Origin of the sequence: Modestobacter sp. L9-4 (assembly GCF_019112525.1) — a bacterium.
GTDB lineage: Bacteria > Actinomycetota > Actinomycetes > Mycobacteriales > Geodermatophilaceae > Modestobacter.
This window is the reverse complement of the sequence record NZ_CP077800.1, coordinates 935,104-959,365: the sequence shown is the minus strand read 5'-3', so window position 1 is coordinate 959,365 and position 24,262 is coordinate 935,104. Positions and strand designations below refer to the sequence as shown.

Here is a 24,262-nt window from a genome sequence, read left to right as displayed (position 1 = left end):
GGCCGGTCAGCCGGCCAGGACGACGAACAGCTGCCGCGGGCCGTGCACGCCCTCGACCCGCTGCAGCTCGATGTCACTGGTCGCCGACGGGCCGCTGATCATCGTCAGCGGCCGGACCGGGTCGAGGGCGGCGATGCCCTCGGGCACCCCGGCGACCACCTGGTCGACGGTCACCACGCACACCAGGCAGTCGGGCAGCAGCGACAGCGCCCGCCGCCCGCAGGCAGGGGAGCCGTCGAGCACCAGCGTGCCGGTCTCGGCGATCGCCACCGCGACCGCGGTGACGGCGGCGGCCCGCTCGGCCAGCTGCACCGCGGGCCGGTCGTCGTCCACGTCGCAGCCCTCGGGCCGCCAGGCGGCGTCCAGGCCGGGCGCGACGACGACGCCCGCCGCCGCCCAGCCGGCACCCAGGCCGCGGTCCAGTGCGGCGCGCACGGTCGCGCCGATCTCGTCCGGGGCGCAGCGCAGCACGTCGGCGCGGTAGTCGGTGACCCGGTCGACCAGCAGGTCGAGCAGGGCGGCGTCCGCGGGGGCGGTCCCGGCCCGCCGGTAGGTGCGAACCACCTGCGGCACCGGGGCGCGGGTCTCGCCGAGCGCCGTCCGGATCCGGGCCAGCACCTCGTCGCGGGCGTTCACCGGGTGCTCCTGGCGACGCTCGTGCTCTGCTGCCGGTGCGGCAGCAGAGCACGAGCGTCCGCGGAGTGGGTCATCGGCCGTGCTCCTCGGTCCACTGCTGCACGAACGTCCGCGCCGGCGGGGTGGGCAGGTCGCGGCTGCGGGTCCAGCCCGAGAGTGGTCCCGGGAAGGCGTTGGGCAGCGTCGGCCTCCCGCGTGCGAGGAGCCGGCCCAGCCGGGCGCCGCGCTGGGCCAGGTGCCACAGCCGGGGATGCGACATCACCCGGGCCAGACCGCGGAAGGCGAGCGCCTCGGCGGTCGGGCGCTCCTGCGCCTCGACGTGCTCGGCGCGCAGGTGCACCAGGATCGAGGGGATGTCGATCGCCACCGGGCAGACCTCGTAGCAGGCGCCGCAGAGCGAGGAGGCGAACGGCAGCGAGGCGTTGTCCTCGACGCCGGTGAGCATCGGGGACAGGACGGCCCCGATCGGGCCGGGGTAGACCGAGCCGTAGGCGTGCCCGCCGGTCCGCTCGTACACCGGGCAGACGTTCAGGCAGGCCGAGCAGCGGATGCAGTGCAGCGCCTCGCGGCCCACCTCGTCGGCCAGCACCGCCGTCCGGCCGTTGTCCAGCAGCACCAGGTGGAACTCCTGCGGGCCGTCGCCGGGGGTGACCCCGGCCCAGGTCGAGGTGTAGGGGTTCATCCGCTCGCCGGTGGAGGAGCGGGGGAGCAGCTGCAGGAACACCTCGAGGTCGGTCCAGGTGGGCACCACCTTCTCGATGCCCATCACGGTGATCAGCGTCTGCGGGAGGGTCAGGCACATCCGGCCGTTGCCCTCGCTCTCCACCACCGACAGCGTGCCGGTCTCGGCGACGGCGAAGTTGGCCCCGCTGACGGCGACCCGGGCGCGCAGGAACCGCTCGCGCAGGTGGGTGCGCGCCGCCATGGCCAGCTGGCGGGGGTCGTCGGTCAGGTCGGGGTCCACGCCGGGGATCGTGCGGGCGAAGACCTCCCGGATCTCGGCGCGGTTCTTGTGGATCGCCGGCACCAGGATGTGGCTGGGGGAGTCCTCGGCCAGCTGCACGATCAGCTCGGCCAGGTCGGTCTCGAACACGTCCAGGCCCACGGCCTCCAGCGCCTCGTTGAGCCCGATCTCCTGGGTGGCCATCGACTTGACCTTGACCACCTCGGTGCTGCCGGTGGCCTGCACCAGGGCGGTGACGATCGCGTTGGCCTCGTGCGCGTCGCGGGCCCAGTGCACGGTGCCCCCGCGCGCGGTCACCTGGCGCTCCAGCTCGACGAGGTGCTCGTCGAGCCGCGCCATGGTCGCGGCCTTGATCGCCTTGCCGGCGACCCGCAGCTGCTCCCAGTCGGGCACCTCGGCGACCACCCCGGCCCGCTTGCCGCGGATGGTCGCCGTCGCGTGGCCGAGGTTGGCCCGCAGCTGGCCGTTGCGCAGCTCGTGCCGGGCGGCGTCCGGGAAGGACTCGGTGCCACGCAGGTGCCCGACGCCCCGGGGGGCCGTGGGCAGGCCGAGGAACACGGCGGTCACGCGGTCACCGTCCCGGTCACCAGTGCCTGGTCCTGCTCCGTCGCGGCCAGGATCTCGGCCAGGTGGACGGTGCGGGTGCCGGCGCGCAGCCGGGACAGCCCGCCGCCGATGTGCATCAGGCAGGACGCGTCGCCGGCGGTGCACACCTCGGCGTGCGTGGACAGCACGGCCGCCATCTTGTCGGTGAGCATCGCGGTGGAGGTGTCGGCGTTCTTCACCGCGAAGGTGCCGCCGAAGCCGCAGCACTGCTCGGCGCCGGGCAGCTCCACCAGCTCCAGGCCGCGCACCGCCCGCAGCAGCCGCAACGGCCGGTCACCGACCCCCAGCAGCCGCAGCGAGTGGCAGCTCGGGTGGTGGGTGACCCGGTGCGGGTAGTACGCCCCGACGTCGGTCACCCCGAGGACGTCGACCAGGAACTGCGACAGCTCGTACGTGCGCCCGGCGAGCTCCTCCGCGGCCTGCGCCAGCGCCTCGTCCCCGGCCCGCCGGGCGACCGCGGCCTGCTGGTGGTGGACCGAGGCCACGCACGAGCCGGACGGCGCGACGATCACCTCGGCACCGGCGAAGGCCCGCACGTGGTTGGCGACGATGCCCAGCGCCTCGCGCCGGTACCCGGTGTTGACGTGCACCTGCCCGCAGCAGGCCTGCGTGGGCGGGACGACGACGTCCTGGCCGAGCCGCTGCAGCAGCCGGCCGGTGGCCGTCCCGACCGACGGCGTCAGGGTGTCCACCAGGCAGGTGGCGAAGAGCGAGACCTTCATGGCGCCTCCCCGGGCGGTGTGACGGCGACCACCCGCCGGGCACGCTACCCGCGGCGCCGGCGCGGGCGGGACCTGCTGCGGTGGCCGCGACCGGCGGGATGACGGAGGCTGGGGCGCCCCCCGCGACGACGTCGTCCCGGCCGGCGGCCGCGGGTGAGCAGCGCCCGCCCGAACACGACGAGAGGTCCTCCCGCCATGGGGCACGCACGCCGCTGGTCCTGGGTGCTGGTGCTGGTCGGCGGCGCCGCGCTCTACGAGTTCATCCGCCGGGCGATCGCCGACACCAGCAACCCGAACCTGCTGCCCTCGCTGATCCTGCTGGGCGCCGCCGTCGTCCCGACCGCCTTCGTCACCTTCATCGCCGGCCGGCGGCTGGTCTTCGGCGCGGGTGCGGGCACGGTCCTGCTCACCGCGCTGGTGGGCGGGGTGATCGGCGTCGTGACCGCCGGGGTGCTCGAGTACAACACCCTGCAGCGGCTGGGCACCCTGCCGATGCTCGCCGTCGGCCTCATCGAGGAGGCGGCCAAGCTGATCGTGCCGGCGCTGGTGCTGCTGGCCGTCCGCCGCAACCGGCACCCCGCCGACGGCCTGCTGCTCGGCGTCGCCTGCGGCGCCGGCTTCGCGGTGCTGGAGACGATGGGCTACGCCTTCGTCGTCCTGGTGCAGTCCCGGGGCGACCTTGAGGTCGTCGACGACCTGCTGTTCCTGCGCGGGGTCCTCAGCCCCGCCGCGCACATGGCCTGGACGGCGCTGGCCGCCGCCGCGCTGTGGCAGGCCGCGGCCGGGCGCTGGCACACCGCGGCGCTGGGCCGCTTCGTGCTCACCTTCGCCCTGGTCGTCGCGCTGCACACCGCCTGGGACCTGTCGGGCTCCACGGTCGGCTATATCGTCCTGGCCGTGATCAGCCTGGCGCTGCTGGGGGTCACCAGCCACCGGCTGGCCGCGCCGCACCGCCGTGACCCGCTGGACGGTCGGCTGCTCGCGCCGGTCTGAGCGCCCGTGCGCAGCTCCTTCAGCGGCGGCGGGGCACCAGCGCCCAGCAGCCCAGCAGCAGCGCGGCGAGCAGGCCGGCGACCACGGTCGCCACCGGTGCCGACGTCGCCGGCACCAGCGTGCTCGCCCCGACGACGGCGAGGCCGGCGAGGGTGGTGGCGGCGGTGCGCAGCACCCAGCGCCGGACGACGGCCGCGGCGACCGGCGTGCGCGCCGGGACGACGGCGGCGAACGCGGCCGCACTGTGCACGACCGCGGTGCAGACGGCCAGCGCCAGCAGCCGGGCGGTGCCGGCGTCGCCGCCGGTGGCCACCCAGGAGAGCGTGGCGGTGCCGATCAGCACCAGCGGCGCGGCCGACCCGGGCTGCTGCACGGCGATGAACACCGCCACCAGCCCGATCACGGTCAGCACCACCCCGACCGGGTCCAGCGAGGGCCCGGGCAGGGCCAGCGCGGCCAGCCCGCAGACGGCGACCAGCACCCGGGCGGTCACCGCCGGGCCGCCGCACGGGTGAGCTCCAGCAGCGTCTGGTCCAGGCTCGACGCCCCGCGCCACGGGACGACGGGCACCCCGAGTGCGGTCAGCTGCGCGATGCGGGTGCTGCGCTCCAGCCGCCACAGCCGCAGCGCCGGGGCGGTCCACGGCCCGACCTCGGTGGGGCCGGCGTCGTCGGGGAGGGTGTCGAGGACGACGACGGTGTGCCCGCCGCGGCCCAGCGCGGCGGCCCGGTCGAACACCCGGGTGCCCACCAGCGGGCTGACGACCAGCACCAGCGCCTGCGGGTCGATGCCGACGGGCTCGGGCAGCGCGGGTTCGGCGCCCCCGAGCCGCGGTGCGCTGACGTCGAGCAGGGCGGCCAGCACCGCCTGCAGCTGGCCGCGGCCGCCCCGCGCGGGCAGCTGCCGCAGCCGGCTGCTGCAGGCGATCAGCCCCACCCGGTCGCCCAGGCCCAGGTAGAACTCGGTGAGGGCCGCGGTGGCGCGCACCGCGGCGTCGACCCCGCTGGCCCGCCCGGCCAGCCCGCCACTGACCCCGGCGTCGTACCGGGCGTCGAGCAGCACCAGCACGTCGGCGTTCCGCTCGGAGGTGGTGGCGTTGACGTGCAGCTCGCCGGACCGCAGCGACACCCGCCAGTTGACCCGCCGCATCCGGTCACCGGGGGCGAACACGCGCACGCCGTTGAGCTCGGAGCTCTCACCCGGCCGCGGTGAGCGGTGCAGGCCGGTACCGGTGCGCGCGCGGGGGAGCAGCGTGGCCCCGCGGTGCGGCTCGGCCACCGGCAGCACCCGCACCCGCCGCGCGGGCAGCACGGCCGGCCCCCACCGGAGCAGGCCGCCGGCCGCCGAGCAGCTGACGGTCGCCGGGCCCACGTCGGACCGGCCCCACCGGGCGGCGGTGAGGTCGAAGGGCAGCTCGGCGTGGTCGCCGACGGGGGCGACGACCCCGGCGGGGCGGCGCCCGGTGCGCGACCGCACCCAGCCGGGCGTGGGCACCGCCGCGGTCACCGTCTCCGCACCGGCCACCCCGGTGAGCCGCACGACCGCCTGCAGGTCGCTGCCCTCGGCCGGCGTCTCGTCGTCGACGTCCAGCTCGGCCGCCGGTGCGCTGCCCGGACGCCGCACCAGCGGGAGCGCGGCGACCGCCAGCGGGGCGGCGATCGCCAGCAGGTCGGGCCGGTGGGCGAGCACCGCCACGACGGCGGTCACCGCCGGCAGGACGCTGACCCGCAGCAGCGCCGCGGTGGGCTGCCAGCTCACCCGGGGACGACGGCGAGCGTGCTCGTGGGCACCGGCACCTCGGCCAGCACCGCCCGCGCGACCGACACCGGGGTCACCCGCTGCATCCACGTCTCGGGCTTGAGGGTCAGCCGGTGGGCCAGCGCCGCCACGCCCAGGTCCTTGACGTCCTCGGGGACGACGAAGTCGCGCCCGCGCAGCACCGCCAGCGCCCGGGCGGTGAGCAGCAGCGCCAGCGCACCCCGCGGTGAGGCGCCGACCTGCACCTCGGGGCGGCTGCGGGTCGCGGTCACCAGGTCCACGCAGTACCGGCTCACCGACTCCTCCACGTCCACGGCCTCGACCGCGGCCCGCATCGCCCGCAGCCCGGCGGCGTCGGTGACCGGCTCGAGCGTGACCTCCTCGCGGCGGCGGCCCAGCCGGCGGGTGAGCACCTGCCACTCCTCCTCCGGCGGCGGGTAGCCGAAGGAGACGCGCAGCAGGAAGCGGTCCAGCTGCGCCTCCGGCAGCGGGTAGGTGCCCTCGTGCTCGACCGGGTTGGCGGTGGCCAGCACGCAGAACGGGTCGGGGAGGGCGAACGTCTCGCCCTCGACGGTGACCTGGTGCTCCTGCATGGCCTCCAGCAGGGCGCTCTGCGTGCGCGGCGGGGTGCGGTTGATCTCGTCGGCCAGCACCAGCCCGGCGAACAGCGGACCGGGCCGGAAGACGAACTCCGAGGTCGCCTGGTCGTAGACGAAGGACCCGGTGACGTCGGCGGGCACCAGGTCCGGGGTGAACTGCAGCCGCCGGAACGACAGCCCCAGCGCCTGGGCGAAGGACCGGGCGGCCAGCGTCTTGCCCAGCCCCGGCACGTCCTCCAGCAGCACGTGCCCACCGGCCAGCACCGCGGCCAGCACCAGCTGGAGCTCGGCGCGCTTGCCGACCACCGCCTGCCCCACCCGGTCCAGGACGGCGGCCCCCAGCTCGGCGGTGGCCGCGGGGGTGAGAGCGGGTCGGTCCTCGGTCACAGCTGCTCCAGTTCCTCGGTCCAGTCGGAGAGCGCCTGCGGGGTCAGCCGCAGGCTGCCCGGCGGTGCGGTGAGCAGGGCGCGGGTGTGCGGGCCGACCACCTGCTCGGCGGCGGCCCGGCCCTCAGGGGTGTGCCAGTCCAGGCCGCGGGCGTGCCAGATCCGGTCGACGGCTAGCCGGGCCAGCTGCGGGCGCACCCGGGTCTCGAACCGCTCGGGGTCGCGGCTGGCGCCGTCGAGGGTGAACACCAGCACGCCCAGGTCGCCGAGGCCGGCGTTGCTGTCGGGACCGGGCGGGCGCTCGTCCTCGGGCGGGAGCGGGTCGGTGGCGGGCGTGCCCAGCCAGATCGCCAGCAGCGCACCGGCCACCAGCCCGGCGACCAGGGCGATCGCCCAGGGGACGTCGGTGCCGACGTAGTCGGCGGCCGGGACGACGGCCGCCCCGAGCGCCAGGCCGCCCAGCACCGAGGCCGGCGCCGTCCAGCGGCCGTTCACCCGGCCGCCAGACCGGTGCGCAGCTCGGTGAGCACCCGGCGCGCGTCGTCGCGCTCCGGCTCGCCCACGGGGTGCTCGGAGAAGCGGGCGACCCGGTAGAGCTCGGCCAGGTGGTGCAGCGCCGGCGCGGGCAGCCGGTGTGCGCGGGCCAGGCGCGCGGCGTACTCGGCGGCGGTCTCCGACGGCAGCGCCGGGGTCCCCGCCTCGGCGGCGGCCGCACCGAGCAGCAGCCAGGCCTGGACGACGGCGTCGCGCGCGACGGGCTGCTCGACCGCGTGCAGCGCCCGCTCGACCGCCGTCGTCAGCTGCGGCCGGGCCGCCTCCGGGCCCGGGGGTGCGCTGCCGGTGGCACGGTCGGGCAGCCGGCGGGGCAGGTGGCGCACCAGCCGCGCGATCCCCAGTGCGGCGACCAGCAGGACCAGCCCGACCACGACGACGAGCAGCACCTGGCCGACCACCGGGCTGCCCGGCCGCACGTCCGGCACCCGGCTCGGCGTCGCGGCTGCGGCCGGCGGGGGCAGGGGTGCCCCGGTGCGCAACGGCGCGGTCGACGTCGCGGTCGGACGCTCGGGCGTGGGTGCGGTGTACGGGCCGCCCCGGGCGCTGACCCCGAGGACGACCAGCAGCACCAGCAGGACGGCGGACGCCGCGACCGCAGCGAGCTGCACGCGCGGGGGGCGGACCTGACCGTCCGGTTGCACGCCCACCCCCGCAGTCCGCGACGGGGCCGCGACCGGCCCGGTGACAGCACGATGGCACGCCGCACCGGCCGGCTCCGGTCCGGGGCGCGGTCGGCCGGCGAGGGATCGATCCCACCCCCGCGCCGGGGGCACCCGCTGCATCGGCCGGCGCCCCGCGGGGTAGCGCCGTGGCCATGACCGAGAGCAGCCAGCCGCCGCGCGTCGCCGTCGTCACCGGATCGGAGTCCGGCATCGGCCGGGCCACCGCCGTCGCCCTCGCCGAGGCCGGGCACGACGTCGGCCTGACCTGGTACCGCGACCAGGCGGCCGGGGAGGCGACCGCTGCCGAGGTGCGGGCCACCGGCCGCCGCGCCGAGCTGCGCCACCTCGACCTCACGGCCCTGCCCGGCGCCGCCGACGTGGTCGACGAGCTGGCCGAGGCGCTCGGCGGCATCGACGTGCTGGTCAACTGCGCCGGCACCGGCGACGCCGCCCTGCTGGTCGACACCGCCTACGAGGACTGGCTGAGGGTGCTCGACACCGACCTCAACGGCGCCTTCCTGTGCCTGCAGCGTGCCGCCCGCCGGATGCTCGCCGCGGGCCGGGGCGGACGGATCGTCAACATCACCAGCGTGCACGAGACCCAGCCGCGGGTCGGTGCGGGCGCCTACTGCGCGGCCAAGGGCGGGCTCGGCCTGCTCACCAAGGTCGCGGCCCTGGAGCTCGCCGACTCCGGCATCACCGTCAACTCCGTCGCGCCCGGGGAGATCGCCACCCCGATGACCGGCCAGGAGGACGAGGACCCGACCGCGCCCGGCAAGCGCCGCCCCGGCATCCCGGTCGCCCGCCCCGGCGACGCCCGGGAGATCGCCGCGGTGGTCGCCTTCCTCGCCTCACCCGCGGCCGCCTACGTCAACGGCGCCTCCTGGCCGGTCGACGGGGGCATGCTGCAGATGGGCCCGATGGCCGGCTCGAACATGACCACCGACGACTGGCGCACCCCCTGACCGACGACGCCTCGCCGGAGGACGCGGGACCCGACGAGCAGCTCGACGCCGTCGCCGAGGAGCTGTACGGCGTCCCGCCGGAGGAGTTCGTGGCCGCCCGCACCGCCGCCCGGGACGACGCCCGGGCGGCGGGGGACCGGCCGCTGGCCACCGCGATCGCCGCGCTGCCGAAGCCCACGACCGCGGCCTGGGTGTGCAACCTGCTCGTGCGCCGGCAGCCCGAGGAGGTCGCCCAGCTCGCCGAGCTGGCCGAGCTGTTGCGCGCGGCGCAGGTGAACCTCTCGGGTGACCAGCTGCGCGAGCTGGGCCGGCAGCGCAACCAGCTGGTGGCCGCGCTCGCCCGGCAGGCGCGCGGCCTGGCCCACACCGACGGCCACGACGTGAGCAGCGCCGTGGCCGAGCAGGTGGAGGCGACGCTGCGGGCCGCTGTCGCCGACCCCGGCGCCGGGGCGGCGTTGCAGGCCGGCCGGCTCACCACCGCGCTGTCCTACAGCGGGCTCGGCCCGGTCGACCTCGGTGGTGCGGTGGCGACGCCGGTGCGTGCGTCCGCGCCGGCGCGCACGGCCCGACCCGCGGGGGAGCGGGAGGCCGGGCACCGCCGCCGGGACGGCGACCAGCAGCGCCGGGAGGCCGAGGAGCAGCGGCGCCGGGAGGCCGCCGAGCAGGCCCGCCGCGAGCTGGCCCAGGCCCGCCGGGACGCGGAGGACGCCGCCGCCGTCGCCACGGACGCCGCGGCCGCCGCGGAGACCGCCGACGCGGAGGTCACCGCCGTGGGCGAGCGGCAGGACGGCGCCCGCCGGCGCGTCGAGCGGCTGGAGCGGGAGCTGCGCCGGGCCCGGCGTGAGGCCGAGGAGGCCGCCGCCGCGGTCGCCGATGCGCAGGACCGCCGGGACGCCGCCGTCCGCCGGGCGGAGACGGCGGTGGCGATCCGGGAGCGGGCGCAGGCCCGGGTGCGTCAGCTGGCCGAGGCCGTCGGCGACCCGTCCGGGACCTGAGGGAGCCCGCCGCACCGGACCTGCCGCACGACGGCCGGACGCACGACGGCCGGACGCACGACGGCCGGACGCACGACGGCCCGGCCCCCGCAGGTGCGGGGACCGGGCCGTCGGGTGGAGCGGGACGTCAGGCGGACTCGCGCCCGGTGACGTCGACCTTCTCGCCGTAGTGGTGCCGGCCGCCGGTCTTCGAGACCTCGAAGTCCGAGCCGAGCTCCTCCAGGGCGAGGCGGCCGTAGACCTGCTGCTGGGTGGCGGTGCGCTGCGAGCGACCGCGGCCCAGGAAGCTGACCGCCCAGTGGAAGACCGTGTTGAACCGGTTCTTGAAGCCCACCTGGTACATGACGTGCACGGCCAGCCAGAGCACCCAGGCCGGGAAGCCGCTGAACTGGAACTTCCAGGTGTCGGCCACCGCGTCGAAGCGGGAGATGGTGGCCATGCTGCCCTTGTCGAAGTAGTGGAACTCCTTCGCCGTGGGGCGGCCGGCGGCGCGGGCCTTGACGGCGGCCGCGGCGAACTTGCCGCCCTGGATGGCGACCTGCGCGACACCGGGGAGGCGGTTGAGCGACATCATGTCGCCGACCACGTGCACCTCGGGGTGACCGGGCAGGGTCAGGTCGGGCTGCACCGAGATGCGCCCGGCGCGGTCGACCTCGGCACCGGACTGCTCGCCGAGCCGCTTGCCCAGCGGGCTGGCCTGCACGCCGGCGGCCCAGATCTTGGTGGCCGAGTGGATGCGGCGCTCGTGGCCGTCCTTGTCCTTCAGGACGATGCCGTCGGCGTCGACGTTGGTGACCATCGCGCCGAGCTGGATCTCCACGCCGATCGAGTTGAGCTTCTTGGCCGCGGCCTGGCCCAGCTTGTCGACGAACGGGGGCAGCACCTTCGGCGCGGCGTCGAGCAGGATCACCCGGGCGCTGGTCGGGTCGATGTGCCGGAAGTCCTTGCGCAGCGTGCGGCGGGCGAGCTCGGCGATCTGCCCGGCCATCTCGACACCGGTGGGGCCGGCGCCGACGACGACGAAGGTCAGCAGCCGGTCGATCTCCTCCGGGGCGGTGGCCAGCTCGGCCAGCTCGAAGGCGCCGAAGATGCGACCGCGCAGCTCCAGGGCGTCGTCGATGCTCTTCATGCCCGGGGCGAACTCGGCGAACTGGTCGTTGCCGAAGTAGGACTGCCCGGCACCCGCGGCGACGATCAGCTCGTCGTACTCGTGGACGCTGGTGCGGCCCAGCACGACCGAGGTGACCGTGCGGGCGGTCAGGTCGATGTCGGTGACCTCACCGAGCACCACGCGGGCGTTGTCCTGGTCGCGCAGGATCTCCCGGGTGGCGGGGGCGATCTCGCCCTCGGAGAGGATGCCGGTCGCCACCTGGTAGAGCAGCGGCTGGAAGAGGTGGTGGGTGGTCTTGGCCACGAGGGTGATGTCGACCGGGGCCTTCTTCAGCTGCTTGGCTGCGAAGAGGCCACCGAAGCCGGAGCCGACGATGACCACCCGGGGCCGCCGTCCGGTGGACTGGGTTGCGGTGGTCACGCTGCCTCCTGATGTCGTCATGATGACTGTCATCCTCCCACTACTGCGCTCGTTCGCGCGGCCGCCCTCCGGTGCGAGGGGCGGCGTCGTCCCTCACACAGTCGGCATCCAGGTCAGCAGCCTGGAGGCGAACGGTGTTCCCACACCCGTGTGGGTCCCCGGACTCGGTCTGGGGGCACTCTCCTCTGCCCGGGTCCGGCGGCTGGTCGGCGGGCGTGTCGTGCTGCTGCCGGGCGCGGGACGGTCGGGCCGCGCCGGGCCGGTGGCCGAGCTGGCCGCCCGGGTGCAGGCCGCGCTCGGGCCGGGTCCGGTGGTGCTGGTCGGTCACTCGCAGGGCTGCCCGGTGGTCGCCGCGGTCGCCGAGCGGGACCCGCGCGTGGTCGCCGTCCTGCTGCTCGGCCCCAGCGCCGACCCGCGGATGCGGCGCCTGCGGGTGCTGGCCGGTCGGTGGCTGCGGACGGCGGCGGGGGAGCCGTGGCGCCAGGCCCCGCAGATCGCGGTGCAGTGGCTGCGCACCGGACCGCCGGCGATGGTCCGGCTCTGGCGCCGCACGTCGGTGGACGCGATCGACGAGCGGCTGCGCCGGGTGGGGGTGCCGGTGGTCGTCGTCCGCGGGTCGCGGGACGCGCTGTGCCCGCACGACTGGGCGGCGCACCTGGCCGGCTCGGCGCCGCAGGGACGGCTGGTCGAGCTGCCGGGTGCGGGGCACATGACGCCCCACACCCGGCCGGACGAGATCGCGGCGCTGGTCCGCGAGCTGATGTAGCGCTGGGGGACGAGCCCGGAGCCCGGGGTCCCTCAGGAGCCGGCGGCGGCCTTGGCGGCCTTCTTCGCGGCCTTCCGGCGGGCCTTGGCGCGCTGCTCGCGGGGGGTGGAGCTGCCGAGCGTGATCCCGGCGTCCTTGCTGGTGAGGCCCTGGGTGACCAGGCCCAGGCCGGTGCCGAGCATCCACACGTCCTTGGCGATGGTCAGCCCCTCCTGGGTGGGGGCGACGCTGCGGCCGGGCTTGGTCATGCCCGGGGTGCGCAGGTAGAGCCCGAGCAGGCCGACGGACAGCCCGGTCAGCGCGGCACCGGCGACGGCGGCGGGCACGAAGGGGGTCAGCAGCGCCGTGCCGATGACGATCTCGCTGGTCGAGAGCACCTTGGCGAAGGTCTTCGGCGGCACCTTGCCCAGGAAGGGGTAGGTGCCGGCGGCGAAGCCGTGCAGGCCGGCGGCGGTGCCCTCGTCCGCGTTCCGCTTGCCGAGGCCGGAGTTCAGGATGAAGGCGCCGGTGGCGATGCGGGGCGCGATCTCGCTGGGGGTGATGGGCAGACGCATGGGGACCTCACTGGCGACGGGGATGCTGGAACGCTCAACATCATGGTCGCCCCCGGGGCGTCCCCGCGACCGGGGATCCCCCGGACGGGCACGGGCCGGTGGCGGCCGTCCGTCGAGGACGACCGCCACCGGCCCGTGCGGGTCGGTGCGAGGTCAGCGGCCGGTGCGTCCGCGCCCGCGGCCGGCACCCGACGGCGCCTGCCCCGCGCGCGCGGCCAGCTCGGCCCGGGTGCGGGCCGGGCCGCCGGAGCGTGCCTGGCCGCCGGACCCACTGCGGCCGCCGGCGGACGACGAGGCACCCGCGGTGCTGCCCGCGCCCCCGCCGCTGCGACGGCGGCGGCCGCCGTTGGCGCCACCACCGGCGCCCTGCGGCTGCGGCTCGGCCACCGGGGCCGGCTCGACGTAGGGCGCGGCCGGGCCGGTCAGCGCGGTGATCTCCCGGGCGCCGGGCTTGATCGCCGACACGTCGGGGGTGATGCCGGCCTGGCGGGCCAGGGTGCGCACCTCACCGGCCTGGTCGGGCGTGGCGATGGTGACGACGATGCCGCCGGCACCGGCGCGGGCGGTGCGGCCCGAGCGGTGCAGGTAGGCCTTGTGCTCGGCCGGCGGGTCGACGTGGACGACGATCGCGACGTCGTCGACGTGGATGCCGCGGGCGGCGATGTCGGTGGCGCACAGCACCCGGGTCTCGCCGTTGCTGAACGCCTCGAGGTTGCGCTCGCGGGCGTTCTGGCTGAGGTTGCCGTGCAGGTCGACCGCGGGCACGCCGGCGGCGGTGAGCTGCTTGGCCAGCTTCTTGGCCTGGTGCTTGGTGCGGGTGAACATCACCGTGCGGCCCAGGCCGGAGGCCAGCTCCTGGACGATCTGCGGCTTGTCGGCGGCGTCGACCCGGAACACGTGGTGGGTCATCGTCGAGACCGGCGCGACGGCCGGGTCGACCGAGTGCGTGGTGGGCCGGTCCAGGTAGCGCTTGATCAGCACGTCGACGCCGTTGTCCAGGGTGGCGGAGAACAGCAGCCGCTGGCCGACCTTCGGGGTGCGGTCGAGCAGGCGCTTGACGCCGGGCAGGAAGCCCAGGTCGGCCATGTGGTCGGCCTCGTCGAGGATGGTGATCTCGACGGCACCCAGGTCGCAGTGGCCCTGCTGGATGAGGTCCTCGAGCCGGCCGGGGCAGGCGATGAGGACGTCGACGCCGGCGGCGAGCGCCTGCACCTGCGGGTTCTGGCCCACGCCACCGAACACGACGGTGGAGCGCATGCCCAGCGCGCGGGCCATCGGGTCCACGACGGCGTTGACCTGGTTGGCCAGCTCGCGGGTCGGCACCAGGATCAGCGCGCGCGGCCGCTTGGGCTGGCGCCTGCTGGTGGAGGCGGCGAGCCGGGCGACCAGCGGGATGGAGAAGGCCAGCGTCTTGCCCGAGCCGGTGCGCCCGCGGCCGAGCACGTCACGGCCGGCGAGGGTGTCCGGCAGCGTCGCGACCTGGATCGGGAACGGCGCGGTGATGCCGCTGGCGGTGAGCACCTCGACCAGCGGGGCCGGGACGCCGAGGCCGGCGAAGGTGGCGTCGGTGGGCAGCACGGTGGCGTCGGCGCCCACCGGCACGAGCGGGGCCACGGGCACCTGCTCCTCCGCGCGGGGGGCGGACTGCTGGCCCTCGGGGCGGGGGCCGGTGCCGCGGCCGCGGCCACCGCGGCGGCGGCGCGCCGCGTCACCCTCGGCGGCGGGACCGGCCGGGGCGGCGGGGCGGGGGGTGCGGGACCCGGCGTCCGCGGCGGGCGCGGAGGCGGGGGAGGTGGCGCGGCGACGGGGTCGGTCGTCGCTGCCCTGGGCAGGGGTGGTCATGGGAGTCCTCAACAGTCCGGTGGCTCCCGTCGGCCTCCCGGGCGCGGGGCCACCACTGAGGGGCCGCGCTGCTCCGGGTCGGACGTCGGGTCGCCGGCGCGCCTCGGTGGCGCTGCCTCGCGCCGACGTCGAGTCCACCTGCTCTCGGATGAGCGGAGGGCGGCGCCGGTGCCTCCCACTCTGCCAGACCTGATCTTCCTCCGGGCCCAGGCGCGAGAGGGACTGGTCACACCGGGGTGGGTGTCCCGTCACCCGACGTGGCCCCGCGGAACGTGCGCCGGTAGGCCAGCGGGGCGACGCCGATCGCGGCGTGCAGGTGCTGGCGCAGCGAGGCGGTGGTGCCGAAGCCGGCGTCGGCGGCGATCCGCTCGACGGGGGTGTCGGTGGTCTCCAGCAGCCGCCGGGCCAGGTCCACCCGCTGCCGGGTCAGCCACCGCTGCGGGCTCAGGCCGGTCTCCTGCCGGAACCGCCGGGTGAACGTGCGCACGCTCATCGCCGCGTGGGCGGCCAGCTGTTCCAGGGTCAGCGGCTCGCCCAGCCGGGCGGTCGCCCACGCCCGGGTGGCTGCCGTCCCGGTGTCGCCGGTGGCCAGCAGGGGGCGGTCGATGAACTGCGACTGGCCACCGTCGCGCCAGGGGGCGACCACCCGCCGGCGGGCGACGTCGTTGGCCACCGCGCTGCCGTGGTCGCGGCGCACCAGGTGCAGCATCAGGTCGATGCCGGCGGCGTTGCCGGCGGAGGTCAGCACGTCGCCGTCGTCGACGAACAGGACGTCGGGGTCCAGCCGCACGCTGGGGAACAGGGCCGCGAACGCCTCGGCGTGCCACCAGTGCGTGGTGGCCGGCCGGTCGTCGAGCAGCCCGGCGGCGGCCAGGGCGAACGCACCGGTGCAGATGCTGGCCAGCCGGGCCCGGCCGGCCACGTCGACCAGGGCCTCCCGCACGGCCGGGTCCAGCGTGCCGTCGAGCTGCGGCCCGCCGTAGATGCCCGGCACGACCACCGTGCCGGCCGTGGCCAGGACGCTCGCGTCGTGGTCGGGGAGCACCGCGTAGCCGGCGCTGGTGGCCACCGGCCCGCCGTCCAGCGAGGCCGTGCGCACCCGGTACAGCGGGTTGCCGTCGGCGTCGACGGCCCCGCCGAGGAAGGCGTGCGGCAGGCCCACCTCGAAGGCGACCACCGTGTCCAGGACCAGGACGACGACCTCGTGGGGCACCGGAGCAGCCATGGCCCGATCCTTGCACATGCTGGCCGTCGGGCCACTGGCTCCGAGGCCGTCCCGACCGCCAGGATCGCTGCCGTGAGCACCCCGACCGCCCTCCGCACCCACCGCGTCCACCCCGCCTGGTGGGTGGCGGCGGTGACGTTCCTGGCGCTGATCGGCGCAGCCGCCTTCCGCTCGGTGCCCGGGGTGCTCATCGACCCGCTGCACGAGGAGTTCGGCTGGTCGCTGTCGACGATCTCCGCCGCCGTCGCGGTCAACCTGGCCCTCTACGGGCTCACCGCGCCCTTCGCCGCCGCGCTGATGGAGCGCTTCGGCATCCGGCGGGTGGTCGTGTCGGCGCTGCTGGTCACCGCGCTGGGCAGCGGGCTGACGGTGTTCATGACCGCCAGCTGGCAGCTGCTGCTGTGCTGGGGCGTGCTGGTCGGGCTGGGCACCGGGTCGATGGCCATGTCGCTGGTCGCCACGGTCACCGGCCGCTGGTTCGTCGCCCGCCGCGGGCTGGTCTCCGGGATCCTCACCGCCGCCGGCGCCACCGGCCAGCTGGTGTTCCTGCCGCTGGTCGCCCAGGTCAACGCCCACCTCGGCTGGCGTCCGGCCGCGCTCGGCACGGCGGCCGCCGCGCTGGCCGTCGTCCCGTTCGTGGCCTGGCTGCTGCGCGACCGGCCCCGCGACCTGGGGGTCACCCCCTACGGCGGGACGGCGGCCGACGACGTCGACCCGGTGCGTGGCAACCCCGGCCGCACCGCGCTGCGCGGGCTCACCGAGGCCGTCCGGACGAAGGCGTTCTGGCTGCTGGCCGGCGGGTTCATGATCTGCGGCGCCTCGACCAACGGCCTGGTGCAGCCGCACTTCATCCCCGCCGCGCACGACCACGGGATGCCGGCGACCACCGCGGCCGGGCTGCTGGCGCTGGTCGGCGTCTTCGACGTCGTCGGCACCGTCTTCTCCGGCTGGCTCACCGACCGGGTCGACCCGCGGCTGCTGCTGCTGGCCTACTACGGCCTGCGCGGGATGTCGCTGTTCCTGCTGCCGCAGCTGTTCGGCACCGACATCCAGGCCTCGATGCTCGCCTTCATCGTCTTCTACGGGCTGGACTGGGTGGCCACCGTGCCGCCGACGCTGGCGCTGTGCCGGCAGTACTTCGGCGCCCGGGCACCGGTGGTGTTCGGCTGGGTGTTCGCCAGCCACCAGATCGGTGCGGCGCTGGCCGCCTTCGGCGCGGGCGTGGTCCGGGAGGCGACCGGGTCCTACGACGCCGCCTGGTACGGCGCCGCCGCGCTGTGCGTGCTGGCCGCGGGCCTGTCGATCTCGGTGCGCCGCCGCCCGGCGGACCCGGCGACGGCGCTGCCGGTCACCCCGACGCCGGCCGCTGCCGTGGAGGCGCACGGCTGACCAGGCCGGCGGTGCGGGTGCACCGCCGGCCCGGGGGTCAGCTGCGGCCGAGCACCTCGGCGGTCAGCACGTGGCCGCCCAGGCCCCAGCCGCCCTCGGCGACCTCGTCGACCAGGACGAGCGTGGTGGCCCGGGCCCGCTCGCCGTACACCTCGGCGTAGGCCTCGGTGACGGCGTCGATCAGCTTCTTCTTCGACTCCGGGGTCAGGGTGTCGGCGGGGACCTTCAGGTTGGCGAACGGCATGGCTGTCTCCTCGGTGGGTCGTGCGGGTGGTCGGACGAGGCCGCGCTCGGCGCAGCGCCGGTACCCACCCTCCGCGGGGTGGGGGAGGGCAACCAGCCACTGCTCACCCAGGGGACGGCGACCCCTGGCTGGGCCGCGGGTGCTCCCACGACACTGGACCCGTGGACCCAGCAGAGCTCGGCGCCTTCCTGGCCTCCCGGCGGGCGCGCATCCGGCCGGCGGACGTCGGCCTGCCCACCGGTCCACGGCGGCGGGTGCCCGGACTGCGCCGGGACGAGGTGGCCACCCTGGCCGGGGCGTCGGTCGAGTACTACACCGAGCTGGAGCAGGGGAGCGGTGCCCGCCCGTCGGCGCAGATGCTGGCCGCGCTGGCCCGGGCGCTGCGCCTGGGCACCGACGAGCGCGACCACCTCTTCCACCTGGCCGGGCAGCCCGCCCCGGTCGCCGGGCACGCCGCGGACCACGTGCAGCCCGGGATGCTCGCGCTGCTCGACCGGCTGGACACCACCCCGGCACGGGTCGTCACCGACCTGGACCAGACGCTCGCGCAGAACCGGCTGGGTGCGGCGCTGCTGGGCGAGCCGCCCGTCCGGCGTGGGCCGGCCGCGAGCTTCGTGCACCGCTGGTTCACCGACCCGGCCAGCCGCGCGCTCTACCCGGTCGAGGACCACCCGCGGCGCTCCGCGGAGTTCGTCGCCGACCTGCGCGCCGCGGTCGCCCGCCGGGGCCGGGACGAGGAGGCCGCGGCGCTGGTGTCCGGGCTGCGGGCGGCGAGCGCGGAGTTCGCCGGGCTGTGGGACTCCGGGGACGTCGCCGTCCGCCGGTCGGTGCACAAGCGGATCGTGCACCCCGCGCTGGGCGTGCTGGAGCTGGACTGCCAGCGGCTGTTCAGCGAGGACGGCCGGCAACGGCTGCTGTTCTTCACCGCACCGCCGGGCAGCGCCGCGGCCGGTCAGCTCGAGCTGCTGGCGGTCATCGGCAGCCAGCAGCTCGACGCGGGCTCGACCCCCGGCTGAGCCGCGGGCCGCCTGCCGTCACCGGCGCGGAGGTGGCGGCGTGCAGCCCGGTCACGAGCGGGGCAGGAGCACCACCTCGCCGCCCCGGGCCGGGGCGTAGGCGACGCCGCGGAAGCGCCACCGCTCGTCGGGGGCGTCCGTCGGCACCAGCACGTGGCGGCGGAGCAGGGTCCGGAGCACGACGCGCATCTCCATCTGGGCGAAGGCCGCGCCGATGCAGCGGCGTGAGCCCCCGCCGAACGCGACCCACTCGCCGACGACGGGCCGCGAGCCCAGGAAGCGGTCGGGGTCGAAGCGCTCGGGGTCGGGGAAGACGGTGGGGTCGCCGTGCACGAGCTCGACCGGGACGACCAAGGTCTGGCCGCGCTGCAGGGTGACCGAGCCGAGCTCCAGGGACGCAGCCGTCACCTGGCGCGGCACGAGGCCGACGACGGGTCGGGTGCGCTGCACCTCCGCGATCGTGGCGTCGAGCAGGGTGTCGAGCAGGGCGTCGTCGCCGTCGTCCAGCGCGGCGGTGAGGCGCGTGAGCAGCTCCGGGTGCCGCCGCAGCCGCTCCAGGGCCCAGGCGAGCGTGATGGCGGTCGTCTCGTGCCCGGCGGCCAGCACGGCGAGCAGCTGGTCGCCCAGCTCGGACCGGGACATCGCCGAGCCGTCCTCGTACCGGCTCTGCAGCAGCATCGACAGGACGTCGGTGCGGGAGCCGGGGTCCTCGGCCGCGCGCGCGACGAGCCGGTCGAGCACCGCCTCGTAGCGCTCGCGGAACACCCGCAGCCGACCCCACGGTGCGCGACCGCCGAGGTCCCACCGGGGCACCGGGAGGACGAACAACCGTGAGCCCAGCTCGACCCAGCGGGGCAGCACCTCGCGCAGCTCGTCCAGGTCCTCGCCCTCGGCGCCGAACACCGCCCGCAGGACCACGTCCAGGGTGATCCGCATCGTCGAGGGCAGCACCGGGAACGCCGCACCCAGGGGGCGCTGGGCGAGCTCCGCCTCGGTCGCCTCGACCACGATCTGCTCGTGGGTGGCGATCCGGCGGCCGTGGAACGGCGGGGCGAGCAGCCGCCGCCGGGCGGCGTGCGTGGCCCCGCGCTGGGCGAACAGCGACCCCGTCCCCAGCAGCAGCCCCAGGTTCGGGTCCTGGGCGTCCACGACGTCCGGACCGGACCGGAACAGGGTGCGGACGTCGGCCGGGTCGCTGACGACCACCACGTCCCCCAGCAGCGGCAGCGGGACCGCGAAGGTGGCGCCGTGCCGCCGCCGGAGGGCGGTCAGGGTGGCCCGGCGGTCGACCAGGGTCGCCCCGCGCTGGACGAGGTGCGGCAGCCGCGAGCGGGGCGCGGTCCGGACGGGAGGTGCGGTGGTGGTCGTCATCTCGGCTCCCTGGAGGTCGGAGCACCGATCGTCACGACCGCCCGGTCACCGGGGCATCCGCGCGGACACGGTGATCCCGGCCGGACGTGGCCGGCGGTCCGGGACGTGGCCGCGGACCGGGCGGGCGCCTCAGCCCACCGGGAAGTGGTCGGTCCCCAGCACGGTCAGCAGCGCCAGCTTCTCGGCGTCCTCGGTGCCGGGTGTGGCGGTGAAGACCAGCAGCGTCTGCCCGTCGTCGGGGTCCAGCAGCGTCTGGCAGAACAGGTCGATCCGGCCGAGTCCTGGGTGCACGAACCGCTTCGCGCCGCTCCAGCGCACCCCGACCTCCTGCCGGTCCCACACCGCGGCGAACTCGGCGCTGACCCCGTGCAGGTCGGCGGCCAGCCGGGCCGCAGCCGAGGACGCCCCGTCGCGGGTCGCAGCGGCGCGCAGCCCGGCGACGTAGGAGCGCGCGGTCACGTCGTGGTCGGCCGGGAGGTACCGCGCGCGCTCGGCCGGGTCGGTGAACCAGCGGTGCACCGCGCTGCGGGCCGGGCCGGTGAACCGGGTCTGGTCGCCGAGCAGGGCCACCGCCGGCGGGGTCTGCAGCAGCGTCTCGCCGACCGGGCCGATCACCTGGGCCGGGGTGTCCTGCAGCCGGTCCAGGACCCGCATCAGCCCCGGGCCGACGTGGTCGCCCACCGGTCGCTGCGCCGGACGGTGCCCGCAGAGCAGGAACAGGTGGTCGCGCTCGGCCGACGTCAGCCGCAGCCCGCGGGCCAGCGCCGCGGCCATCTGGGGTGAGGGCTGCGGTCCGTCACCGCGCTCCAGGCGGGCCACGTAGTCGACCGACATGGCGCACAGCTCCGCCACGTCCTCCCGCCGGAGCCCCGGGGTGCGGCGCCGCGGGCGGTGCCCCAGGCCCACGTCGCCCGGCTGCAGGGCCTCCCGGCGGGCGCGCAGGAACGCACCCAGCGCCTCCCGGTCCAGCGGTGCGGCCACGGCTCCTCCTCGGTGCGGCGGCCGCGTGGCCGTCGTCTGCGTCCATCGTCCCGGCGGCGCGGGGTCCGGACCACTGACTGCTGGTCAGTGGCTGGGCGCTGCCTTCCTGCCCTCCCGCGCAGGCCGTCTCCTGGGTCGGCGGGAGCGGCGCACGGCCGCCCCGGACGACGAGGAGCGTGGAATGGCGAACTGGACGGCGGCCGACCTGCCCGACCTGACCGGACGGACGGTGGTGGTCACCGGCGGGGCGCGCGGCCTCGGGCTGGTCACCAGCCGGGAGCTGGCGCGCGCCGGCGCCTCCGTCGTGGTCGGGGTGCGCGACCCGGAGCGGGCGCGCCCGGCGGTGGAGGCACTGCCCGGCGACGTGGAGCTGCGACGGCTGGACGTGTCCGACCTGACCTCGGTGCGCGAGTTCGCCGCAGCCTGGTCCGGCCCACTGGACGTGCTCGTGCACAACGCCGGCGTCATGGACGTGCCGGCGGCCCGGACGGCGGACGGCCTGGACCTGCAGACGGCGACCAACCACACCGGGCCCTTCCTGCTGACCCAGCTGCTGCTGCCGCACGTCACCGACCGGGTCGTCGCCGTGACCAGCCAGCTGCACCGGCTGGGGCGGCTCGACGTCGCCGACCTCGACTGGCGCACCCGGCGCTACTCGCCGCTGCAGGCCTACCGGGACTCCAAGCTGGCCCAGGTGCTGACCTCGCTGGAGCTGCAGCGCCGGCTCACCGCGTCGGGCAGCGCGGTGCGGTCGGTGCTGGCGCACCCGGGGATCGCGCACACCGGGCTGGTCGACCACTCCCGGCAGAAGCTGGTGCTGCGGCTGGGCGGCCGGCTGCTGAACGACGTCGAGCACGGCGCCCTGCCGACCCTGTTCGCCGCCACGCAGGACGTGCCCGGCAACGCCTACGTCGGGCCCGACGGCCTCGGCAGCGTCAAGGGCCACCCCGTGGTCCGCCGCCCCGCCCGCACGGGCCTGGACGCCGACGCGGCCGCCGCGGTGTGGCGGGCGACGGAGCTGCTGGTGGCCCGGGGCTGAGCCGGGGAGGCCGGGCACCGGCGGTCGCTAGGATCGTCCGACGCCGCCCGGCCCCCGGGTGGGGACGGGCGGGGGCCGTGACGGCAGGGAACGTGGCGCGCGCGGCGATCGACTTCGCCGCCGTCTTCGAGGCGATGCCCACGCCGTACCTGGTCATGACCCCTGACCTGGTCATCGTCGGCGCCAACGCCGCCTACCTGGCCACCACCGGGCGCACGCTGGCCGAGCTGGTGGGCCGGCCGGTGTTCGAGGCCTTCCCCGGCAACCCGTCGGACTCCCAGGCCGACGGCGGGGTCAGCGCGGTGCAGGCCTCCTTCGAGCGGGCCCGCGACACCCTGCAGCCGGACACCATGCCGCTGCAGGAGTACGACATCCCCGACGGTGCCGGCGGGTTCAGCAAGCGGTTCTGGAGCCTGATCAGCACCCCGGTCCTGGACGGGGCGGGCCGGTGCGCCTACGTCCTGCAGCGCGCCGAGGACATCACCGACTTCGTCCGCGACCAGCAGCGGGTCGGGGTGGACCTGTCCGTGCTGCAGCGCCGCATCCTGGAGGTCGAGTCCGACCTCTTCGCCCGCAGCACCGAGCTCGCCGCGGCGCGCGCCGCGGAGGCGCTCAGCGCCGGGCAGCTGGCCGCGCTGGCCGCCGTCGCGCTCCGGCTGGCCGGTGCCCGCAGCGTCGACGAGCTGGTCACCGTCGTCACCGAGGGCGGGCTGGCCCTGGTCGGCTCGCCGGGCGGCGCGGTGGCGGTGCGGGACGGCGACCTGCTGCGCTCCGTGGTGTCCGACGGGCTCGGCGGGGAGACCACCCAGCGCACCTACGCGGAGGTGCCCGTCGACGGCCCGCTGCCGGTGAGCGTGGCCGCCCGCACGGGTCGCCCGGTGCTGCTGCCCGACCGGGAGGCCTGCCTGGCCTTCGCCCCCGAGATGGCGGGCGTGGTCGAGGCCACCGGCGCCGTCGCCTTCGCCAGCCTCCCGCTGCGCACCACCGAACGCGACATCGGCGTGCTCACCGTCGCCTACGACGCGCCGCAGGCGTTCCAGCCCGAGGACGTCGAGCTGCTCACCGCCTTCGCCGCCCAGTGCAGCCAGGCGCTGGACCGCATCCAGACCCGTGAGGCCGAGCTGCGCAGCGCGCGGCAGCTGTCCGCGCTGGCCGGGCTGGCCCTGGAGCTGGGCGGGGCCGAGACGCTGGGCGAGCTGGTCGCCGTCGCGGAGCGGGGCCTGGCCGCCCTCGGTGCGCAGGGCGGGGCCGTCGCGGTCACCGACCCCCGCGACCCGGCGATGATCCGGCTGGTGCTGTCCGAGGGCCTGGGCGAGACGGCCCAGCAGACGTTCGGGCTCGTGCCGCTCGACGGCCCGCTGCCGATCAGCGTCGCCGCCCGGACCCGGCGTCCGGTGCTGCTGCACGACGCCGCGGAGGCACGCGCCCTGACCGCCGAGATGGACCGGGCCATCGCCGAGACCGGCTGCGAGGCCTGGCTCGGGCTGCCGCTGGAGACCGGCGGCCGGCTGGTCGGGTCGATCGTGATCGGCTGGGCGCAGCCGCAGGCGCACCTGCCCGAGCAGGTCGGCACCGCGGTCGCCTTCGCCGCGCAGATCGCCCAGGCGCTGGACCGGCTGGAGACCCGGACCTCCGAGCGCTCCGCCCTCGCCGCGCTGGCCGGCACGGTCGAGGCGCTGCAGCGCAGCCTGCTGTCCGAACCACCCGAGCCCGACCACCTGCAGGTCGCCGTCCGCTACCTCCCCGCGGCGCGCCAGGCCCAGGTGGGTGGCGACTGGTACGACAGCTTCGTGCTCGCCGACGGCCGCACCGCGCTGGTCATCGGCGACGTCACCGGCCACGACAGCATCGCCGCCGCGGCGATGGCGCAGGTGCGCAACGTGCTCCGCGGCGTCGCGCACAGCGGCGGGGGCACCCCGGCGCAGGTGCTCAGCGGCCTGGACCTGGCGATGCGCGACCTGGCCATCGGCACGCTGGCCACCGCGGTCCTGGCCACCGTCGAGCAGGTCGACGGCGGCCGGGTGCTGCGCTGGTCCAACGCCGGGCATCCCGCCCCCCTGCTGGTGCGCCCCGACGGCAGCGTCGAGGTGCTGGAGCGGCCCGCGGACCTGCTGCTGGGCGTCGACCCGGGCGCCCGCCGGGCCGACCACCTGCACCTGCTGCAGCCGGGCTCGACGGTCCTGCTCTACACCGACGGCCTCATCGAGCGGCCCGGCGTCCCGCTCGACGAGGGCGAGGCGTGGCTGGTCGGGCTGCTGCAGGAGATCGGGCAGCTGCCGCTGGAGCAGCTCTGCGACCGGGTGCTCGGTGAGCTGGCCGGCCGGGTCGACGACGACGTGGCGCTGCTGGCCATCCGCGCGCACCGGGAGGACCGGCCGCGACCCGCCGAGGCCGGCCCCGTCCAGCTCCCCGAGGGCCACAGCGCCCTGCGCTGACCGGTGGCCCGGGGCAGGGCATGCTGCG

Annotated in this window: 23 protein-coding genes; 8 read left to right on the top strand and 15 right to left on the bottom strand. The window is 76.6% G+C overall.

What is annotated here, in order from left to right; genetic code table 11:
- Positions 1–6: 6 nt before the first annotated feature.
- The 3 genes from KUM42_RS04455 to KUM42_RS04445 all read right to left on the bottom strand — a co-directional run bounded on the left by KUM42_RS04455 (position 7) and on the right by KUM42_RS04445 (position 2,928).
- Positions 7–636: an LUD domain-containing protein gene (locus KUM42_RS04455; protein ID WP_237495300.1), complete on the bottom strand. Its 630-nt coding sequence runs from the start codon at positions 634–636 to the stop codon at positions 7–9.
- A 70-nt stretch (positions 637–706) separates the two neighbouring features.
- Complete coding sequence (locus KUM42_RS04450) at positions 707–2,167, bottom strand: LutB/LldF family L-lactate oxidation iron-sulfur protein (protein ID WP_237495298.1); 1,461 nt, start codon at positions 2,165–2,167, stop codon at positions 707–709.
- Positions 2,164–2,928: a (Fe-S)-binding protein gene (locus tag KUM42_RS04445; protein WP_237495296.1), complete on the bottom strand. Its 765-nt coding sequence runs from the start codon at positions 2,926–2,928 to the stop codon at positions 2,164–2,166. Before KUM42_RS04445 ends, KUM42_RS04450 begins: the two co-directional genes overlap by 4 nt.
- Before the next feature lie 195 nt (positions 2,929–3,123).
- Here KUM42_RS04445 and KUM42_RS04440 point away from each other — a divergent pair, with 195 nt between their 5' ends.
- Positions 3,124–3,921 (top strand): PrsW family intramembrane metalloprotease, encoded by a 798-nt coding sequence (locus KUM42_RS04440; RefSeq protein WP_237495293.1) that lies wholly within the window; start codon positions 3,124–3,126, stop codon positions 3,919–3,921.
- 19 nt (positions 3,922–3,940) lie between these two features.
- Here KUM42_RS04440 and KUM42_RS04435 read toward each other — a convergent pair whose 3' ends face one another.
- Genes KUM42_RS04435 through KUM42_RS04415 form a run of 5 tightly spaced genes read right to left on the bottom strand, consistent with a single transcriptional unit; the run spans position 3,941 to position 7,827 of the window.
- Positions 3,941–4,414 (bottom strand): hypothetical protein, encoded by a 474-nt coding sequence (locus KUM42_RS04435; protein ID WP_237495292.1) that lies wholly within the window; start codon positions 4,412–4,414, stop codon positions 3,941–3,943.
- Positions 4,411–5,679 (bottom strand): DUF58 domain-containing protein, encoded by a 1,269-nt coding sequence (locus KUM42_RS04430; RefSeq protein WP_237495290.1) that lies wholly within the window; start codon positions 5,677–5,679, stop codon positions 4,411–4,413. The genes KUM42_RS04435 and KUM42_RS04430 overlap by 4 nt, the downstream gene beginning before the upstream one ends.
- Entirely contained in the window at positions 5,676–6,665 is a 990-nt protein-coding gene (locus tag KUM42_RS04425) for a MoxR family ATPase (protein WP_237495288.1), read from the bottom strand. The genes KUM42_RS04430 and KUM42_RS04425 overlap by 4 nt, the downstream gene beginning before the upstream one ends.
- Positions 6,662–7,159, bottom strand: a complete 498-nt coding sequence (locus tag KUM42_RS04420; RefSeq protein ID WP_237495286.1) for a hypothetical protein — start codon at positions 7,157–7,159, stop codon at positions 6,662–6,664. Before KUM42_RS04420 ends, KUM42_RS04425 begins: the two co-directional genes overlap by 4 nt.
- Positions 7,156–7,827 carry a DUF4129 domain-containing protein gene (locus KUM42_RS04415; RefSeq protein ID WP_237495284.1) on the bottom strand — a complete coding sequence of 224 codons (672 nt, stop codon included), beginning with the start codon at positions 7,825–7,827 and terminating at the stop codon, positions 7,156–7,158. The genes KUM42_RS04420 and KUM42_RS04415 overlap by 4 nt, the downstream gene beginning before the upstream one ends.
- Before the next feature lie 206 nt (positions 7,828–8,033).
- On the opposite strand from KUM42_RS04415, the gene KUM42_RS04410 reads away from it, so the two are divergent.
- Together KUM42_RS04410 and KUM42_RS04405 are read left to right on the top strand one after the other, a co-directional pair.
- Entirely contained in the window at positions 8,034–8,846 is an 813-nt protein-coding gene (locus KUM42_RS04410; RefSeq protein WP_237495282.1) for an SDR family oxidoreductase, read from the top strand.
- Positions 8,847–8,935: 89 nt separating this feature from the next.
- Positions 8,936–9,841, top strand: a complete 906-nt coding sequence (locus tag KUM42_RS04405) for a hypothetical protein (RefSeq protein ID WP_237495280.1) — start codon at positions 8,936–8,938, stop codon at positions 9,839–9,841.
- A gap of 127 nt (positions 9,842–9,968) precedes the next feature.
- On the opposite strand, the gene KUM42_RS04400 is transcribed toward KUM42_RS04405, so the two are convergent.
- Positions 9,969–11,372: an NAD(P)/FAD-dependent oxidoreductase gene (locus KUM42_RS04400; RefSeq protein ID WP_237495278.1), complete on the bottom strand. Its 1,404-nt coding sequence runs from the start codon at positions 11,370–11,372 to the stop codon at positions 9,969–9,971.
- Between KUM42_RS04400 and KUM42_RS04395 the strand changes: the two genes are divergently transcribed.
- Positions 11,263–12,138: an alpha/beta fold hydrolase gene (locus tag KUM42_RS04395; RefSeq protein ID WP_370629337.1), complete on the top strand. Its 876-nt coding sequence runs from the start codon at positions 11,263–11,265 to the stop codon at positions 12,136–12,138. The two genes, KUM42_RS04400 and KUM42_RS04395, sit on opposite strands and share 110 nt — an antisense overlap.
- 32 nt (positions 12,139–12,170) lie before the next feature.
- On the opposite strand, the gene KUM42_RS04390 is transcribed toward KUM42_RS04395, so the two are convergent.
- From KUM42_RS04390 to KUM42_RS04380, 3 genes are all read right to left on the bottom strand, one after another.
- Positions 12,171–12,692 (bottom strand): hypothetical protein, encoded by a 522-nt coding sequence (locus tag KUM42_RS04390; RefSeq protein WP_237495277.1) that lies wholly within the window; start codon positions 12,690–12,692, stop codon positions 12,171–12,173.
- 153 nt (positions 12,693–12,845) lie between these two features.
- The gene (locus KUM42_RS04385) at positions 12,846–14,534 is read right to left on the bottom strand and encodes a DEAD/DEAH box helicase (RefSeq protein WP_237495275.1); all 1,689 of its coding nucleotides are present in this window, start codon (positions 14,532–14,534) and stop codon (positions 12,846–12,848) included.
- 226 nt (positions 14,535–14,760) lie between these two features.
- Positions 14,761–15,759: a GlxA family transcriptional regulator gene (locus tag KUM42_RS04380; RefSeq protein WP_237495273.1), complete on the bottom strand. Its 999-nt coding sequence runs from the start codon at positions 15,757–15,759 to the stop codon at positions 14,761–14,763.
- A gap of 72 nt (positions 15,760–15,831) precedes the next feature.
- On the opposite strand from KUM42_RS04380, the gene KUM42_RS04375 reads away from it, so the two are divergent.
- The gene (locus KUM42_RS04375; protein ID WP_237495271.1) at positions 15,832–17,148 is read left to right on the top strand and encodes an MFS transporter; all 1,317 of its coding nucleotides are present in this window, start codon (positions 15,832–15,834) and stop codon (positions 17,146–17,148) included.
- A gap of 37 nt (positions 17,149–17,185) precedes the next feature.
- Here KUM42_RS04375 and KUM42_RS04370 read toward each other — a convergent pair whose 3' ends face one another.
- Positions 17,186–17,392 (bottom strand): 4-oxalocrotonate tautomerase family protein, encoded by a 207-nt coding sequence (locus KUM42_RS04370; RefSeq protein ID WP_237495270.1) that lies wholly within the window; start codon positions 17,390–17,392, stop codon positions 17,186–17,188.
- Positions 17,393–17,553: 161 nt separating this feature from the next.
- On the opposite strand from KUM42_RS04370, the gene KUM42_RS04365 reads away from it, so the two are divergent.
- On the top strand, positions 17,554–18,408 hold the full coding sequence (locus tag KUM42_RS04365) for a helix-turn-helix domain-containing protein (RefSeq protein ID WP_237495268.1): 855 nt from the start codon (positions 17,554–17,556) through the stop codon (positions 18,406–18,408).
- A 51-nt stretch (positions 18,409–18,459) separates the two neighbouring features.
- On the opposite strand, the gene KUM42_RS04360 is transcribed toward KUM42_RS04365, so the two are convergent.
- Together KUM42_RS04360 and KUM42_RS04355 are read right to left on the bottom strand one after the other, a co-directional pair.
- Positions 18,460–19,779 carry a cytochrome P450 gene (locus KUM42_RS04360; RefSeq protein ID WP_237495267.1) on the bottom strand — a complete coding sequence of 440 codons (1,320 nt, stop codon included), beginning with the start codon at positions 19,777–19,779 and terminating at the stop codon, positions 18,460–18,462.
- A gap of 129 nt (positions 19,780–19,908) precedes the next feature.
- Positions 19,909–20,760, bottom strand: coding sequence for a helix-turn-helix transcriptional regulator (locus KUM42_RS04355; RefSeq protein ID WP_237495265.1), 852 nt, complete (start codon positions 20,758–20,760; stop codon positions 19,909–19,911).
- A gap of 181 nt (positions 20,761–20,941) precedes the next feature.
- Between KUM42_RS04355 and KUM42_RS04350 the strand changes: the two genes are divergently transcribed.
- On the top strand, positions 20,942–21,799 hold the full coding sequence (locus tag KUM42_RS04350; protein WP_237495263.1) for an SDR family NAD(P)-dependent oxidoreductase: 858 nt from the start codon (positions 20,942–20,944) through the stop codon (positions 21,797–21,799).
- A gap of 77 nt (positions 21,800–21,876) precedes the next feature.
- Complete coding sequence (locus tag KUM42_RS04345; RefSeq protein ID WP_237495261.1) at positions 21,877–24,234, top strand: SpoIIE family protein phosphatase; 2,358 nt, start codon at positions 21,877–21,879, stop codon at positions 24,232–24,234.
- Positions 24,235–24,262: the final 28 nt, after the last annotated feature.

Bases quoted from the DNA above. Each gene is read 5' to 3' on its own strand.
- KUM42_RS04395 (WP_370629337.1), top strand. From the start codon at position 11,263: ATGTCGACCGGGGCCTTCTTCAGCTGCTTGGCTGCGAAGAGGCCACCG.
- KUM42_RS04440 (WP_237495293.1), top strand. From the start codon at position 3,124: ATGGGGCACGCACGCCGCTGGTCCTGGGTGCTGGTGCTGGTCGGCGGC.
- KUM42_RS04360 (WP_237495267.1), bottom strand. From the start codon at position 19,779: ATGACGACCACCACCGCACCTCCCGTCCGGACCGCGCCCCGCTCGCGG.
- KUM42_RS04385 (WP_237495275.1), bottom strand. From the start codon at position 14,534: ATGACCACCCCTGCCCAGGGCAGCGACGACCGACCCCGTCGCCGCGCC.
- KUM42_RS04380 (WP_237495273.1), bottom strand. From the start codon at position 15,759: ATGGCTGCTCCGGTGCCCCACGAGGTCGTCGTCCTGGTCCTGGACACG.
- KUM42_RS04410 (WP_237495282.1), top strand. From the start codon at position 8,034: ATGACCGAGAGCAGCCAGCCGCCGCGCGTCGCCGTCGTCACCGGATCG.
- KUM42_RS04350 (WP_237495263.1), top strand. From the start codon at position 20,942: ATGGCGAACTGGACGGCGGCCGACCTGCCCGACCTGACCGGACGGACG.
- KUM42_RS04370 (WP_237495270.1), bottom strand. From the start codon at position 17,392: ATGCCGTTCGCCAACCTGAAGGTCCCCGCCGACACCCTGACCCCGGAG.
- KUM42_RS04390 (WP_237495277.1), bottom strand. From the start codon at position 12,692: ATGCGTCTGCCCATCACCCCCAGCGAGATCGCGCCCCGCATCGCCACC.
- KUM42_RS04445 (WP_237495296.1), bottom strand. From the start codon at position 2,928: ATGAAGGTCTCGCTCTTCGCCACCTGCCTGGTGGACACCCTGACGCCG.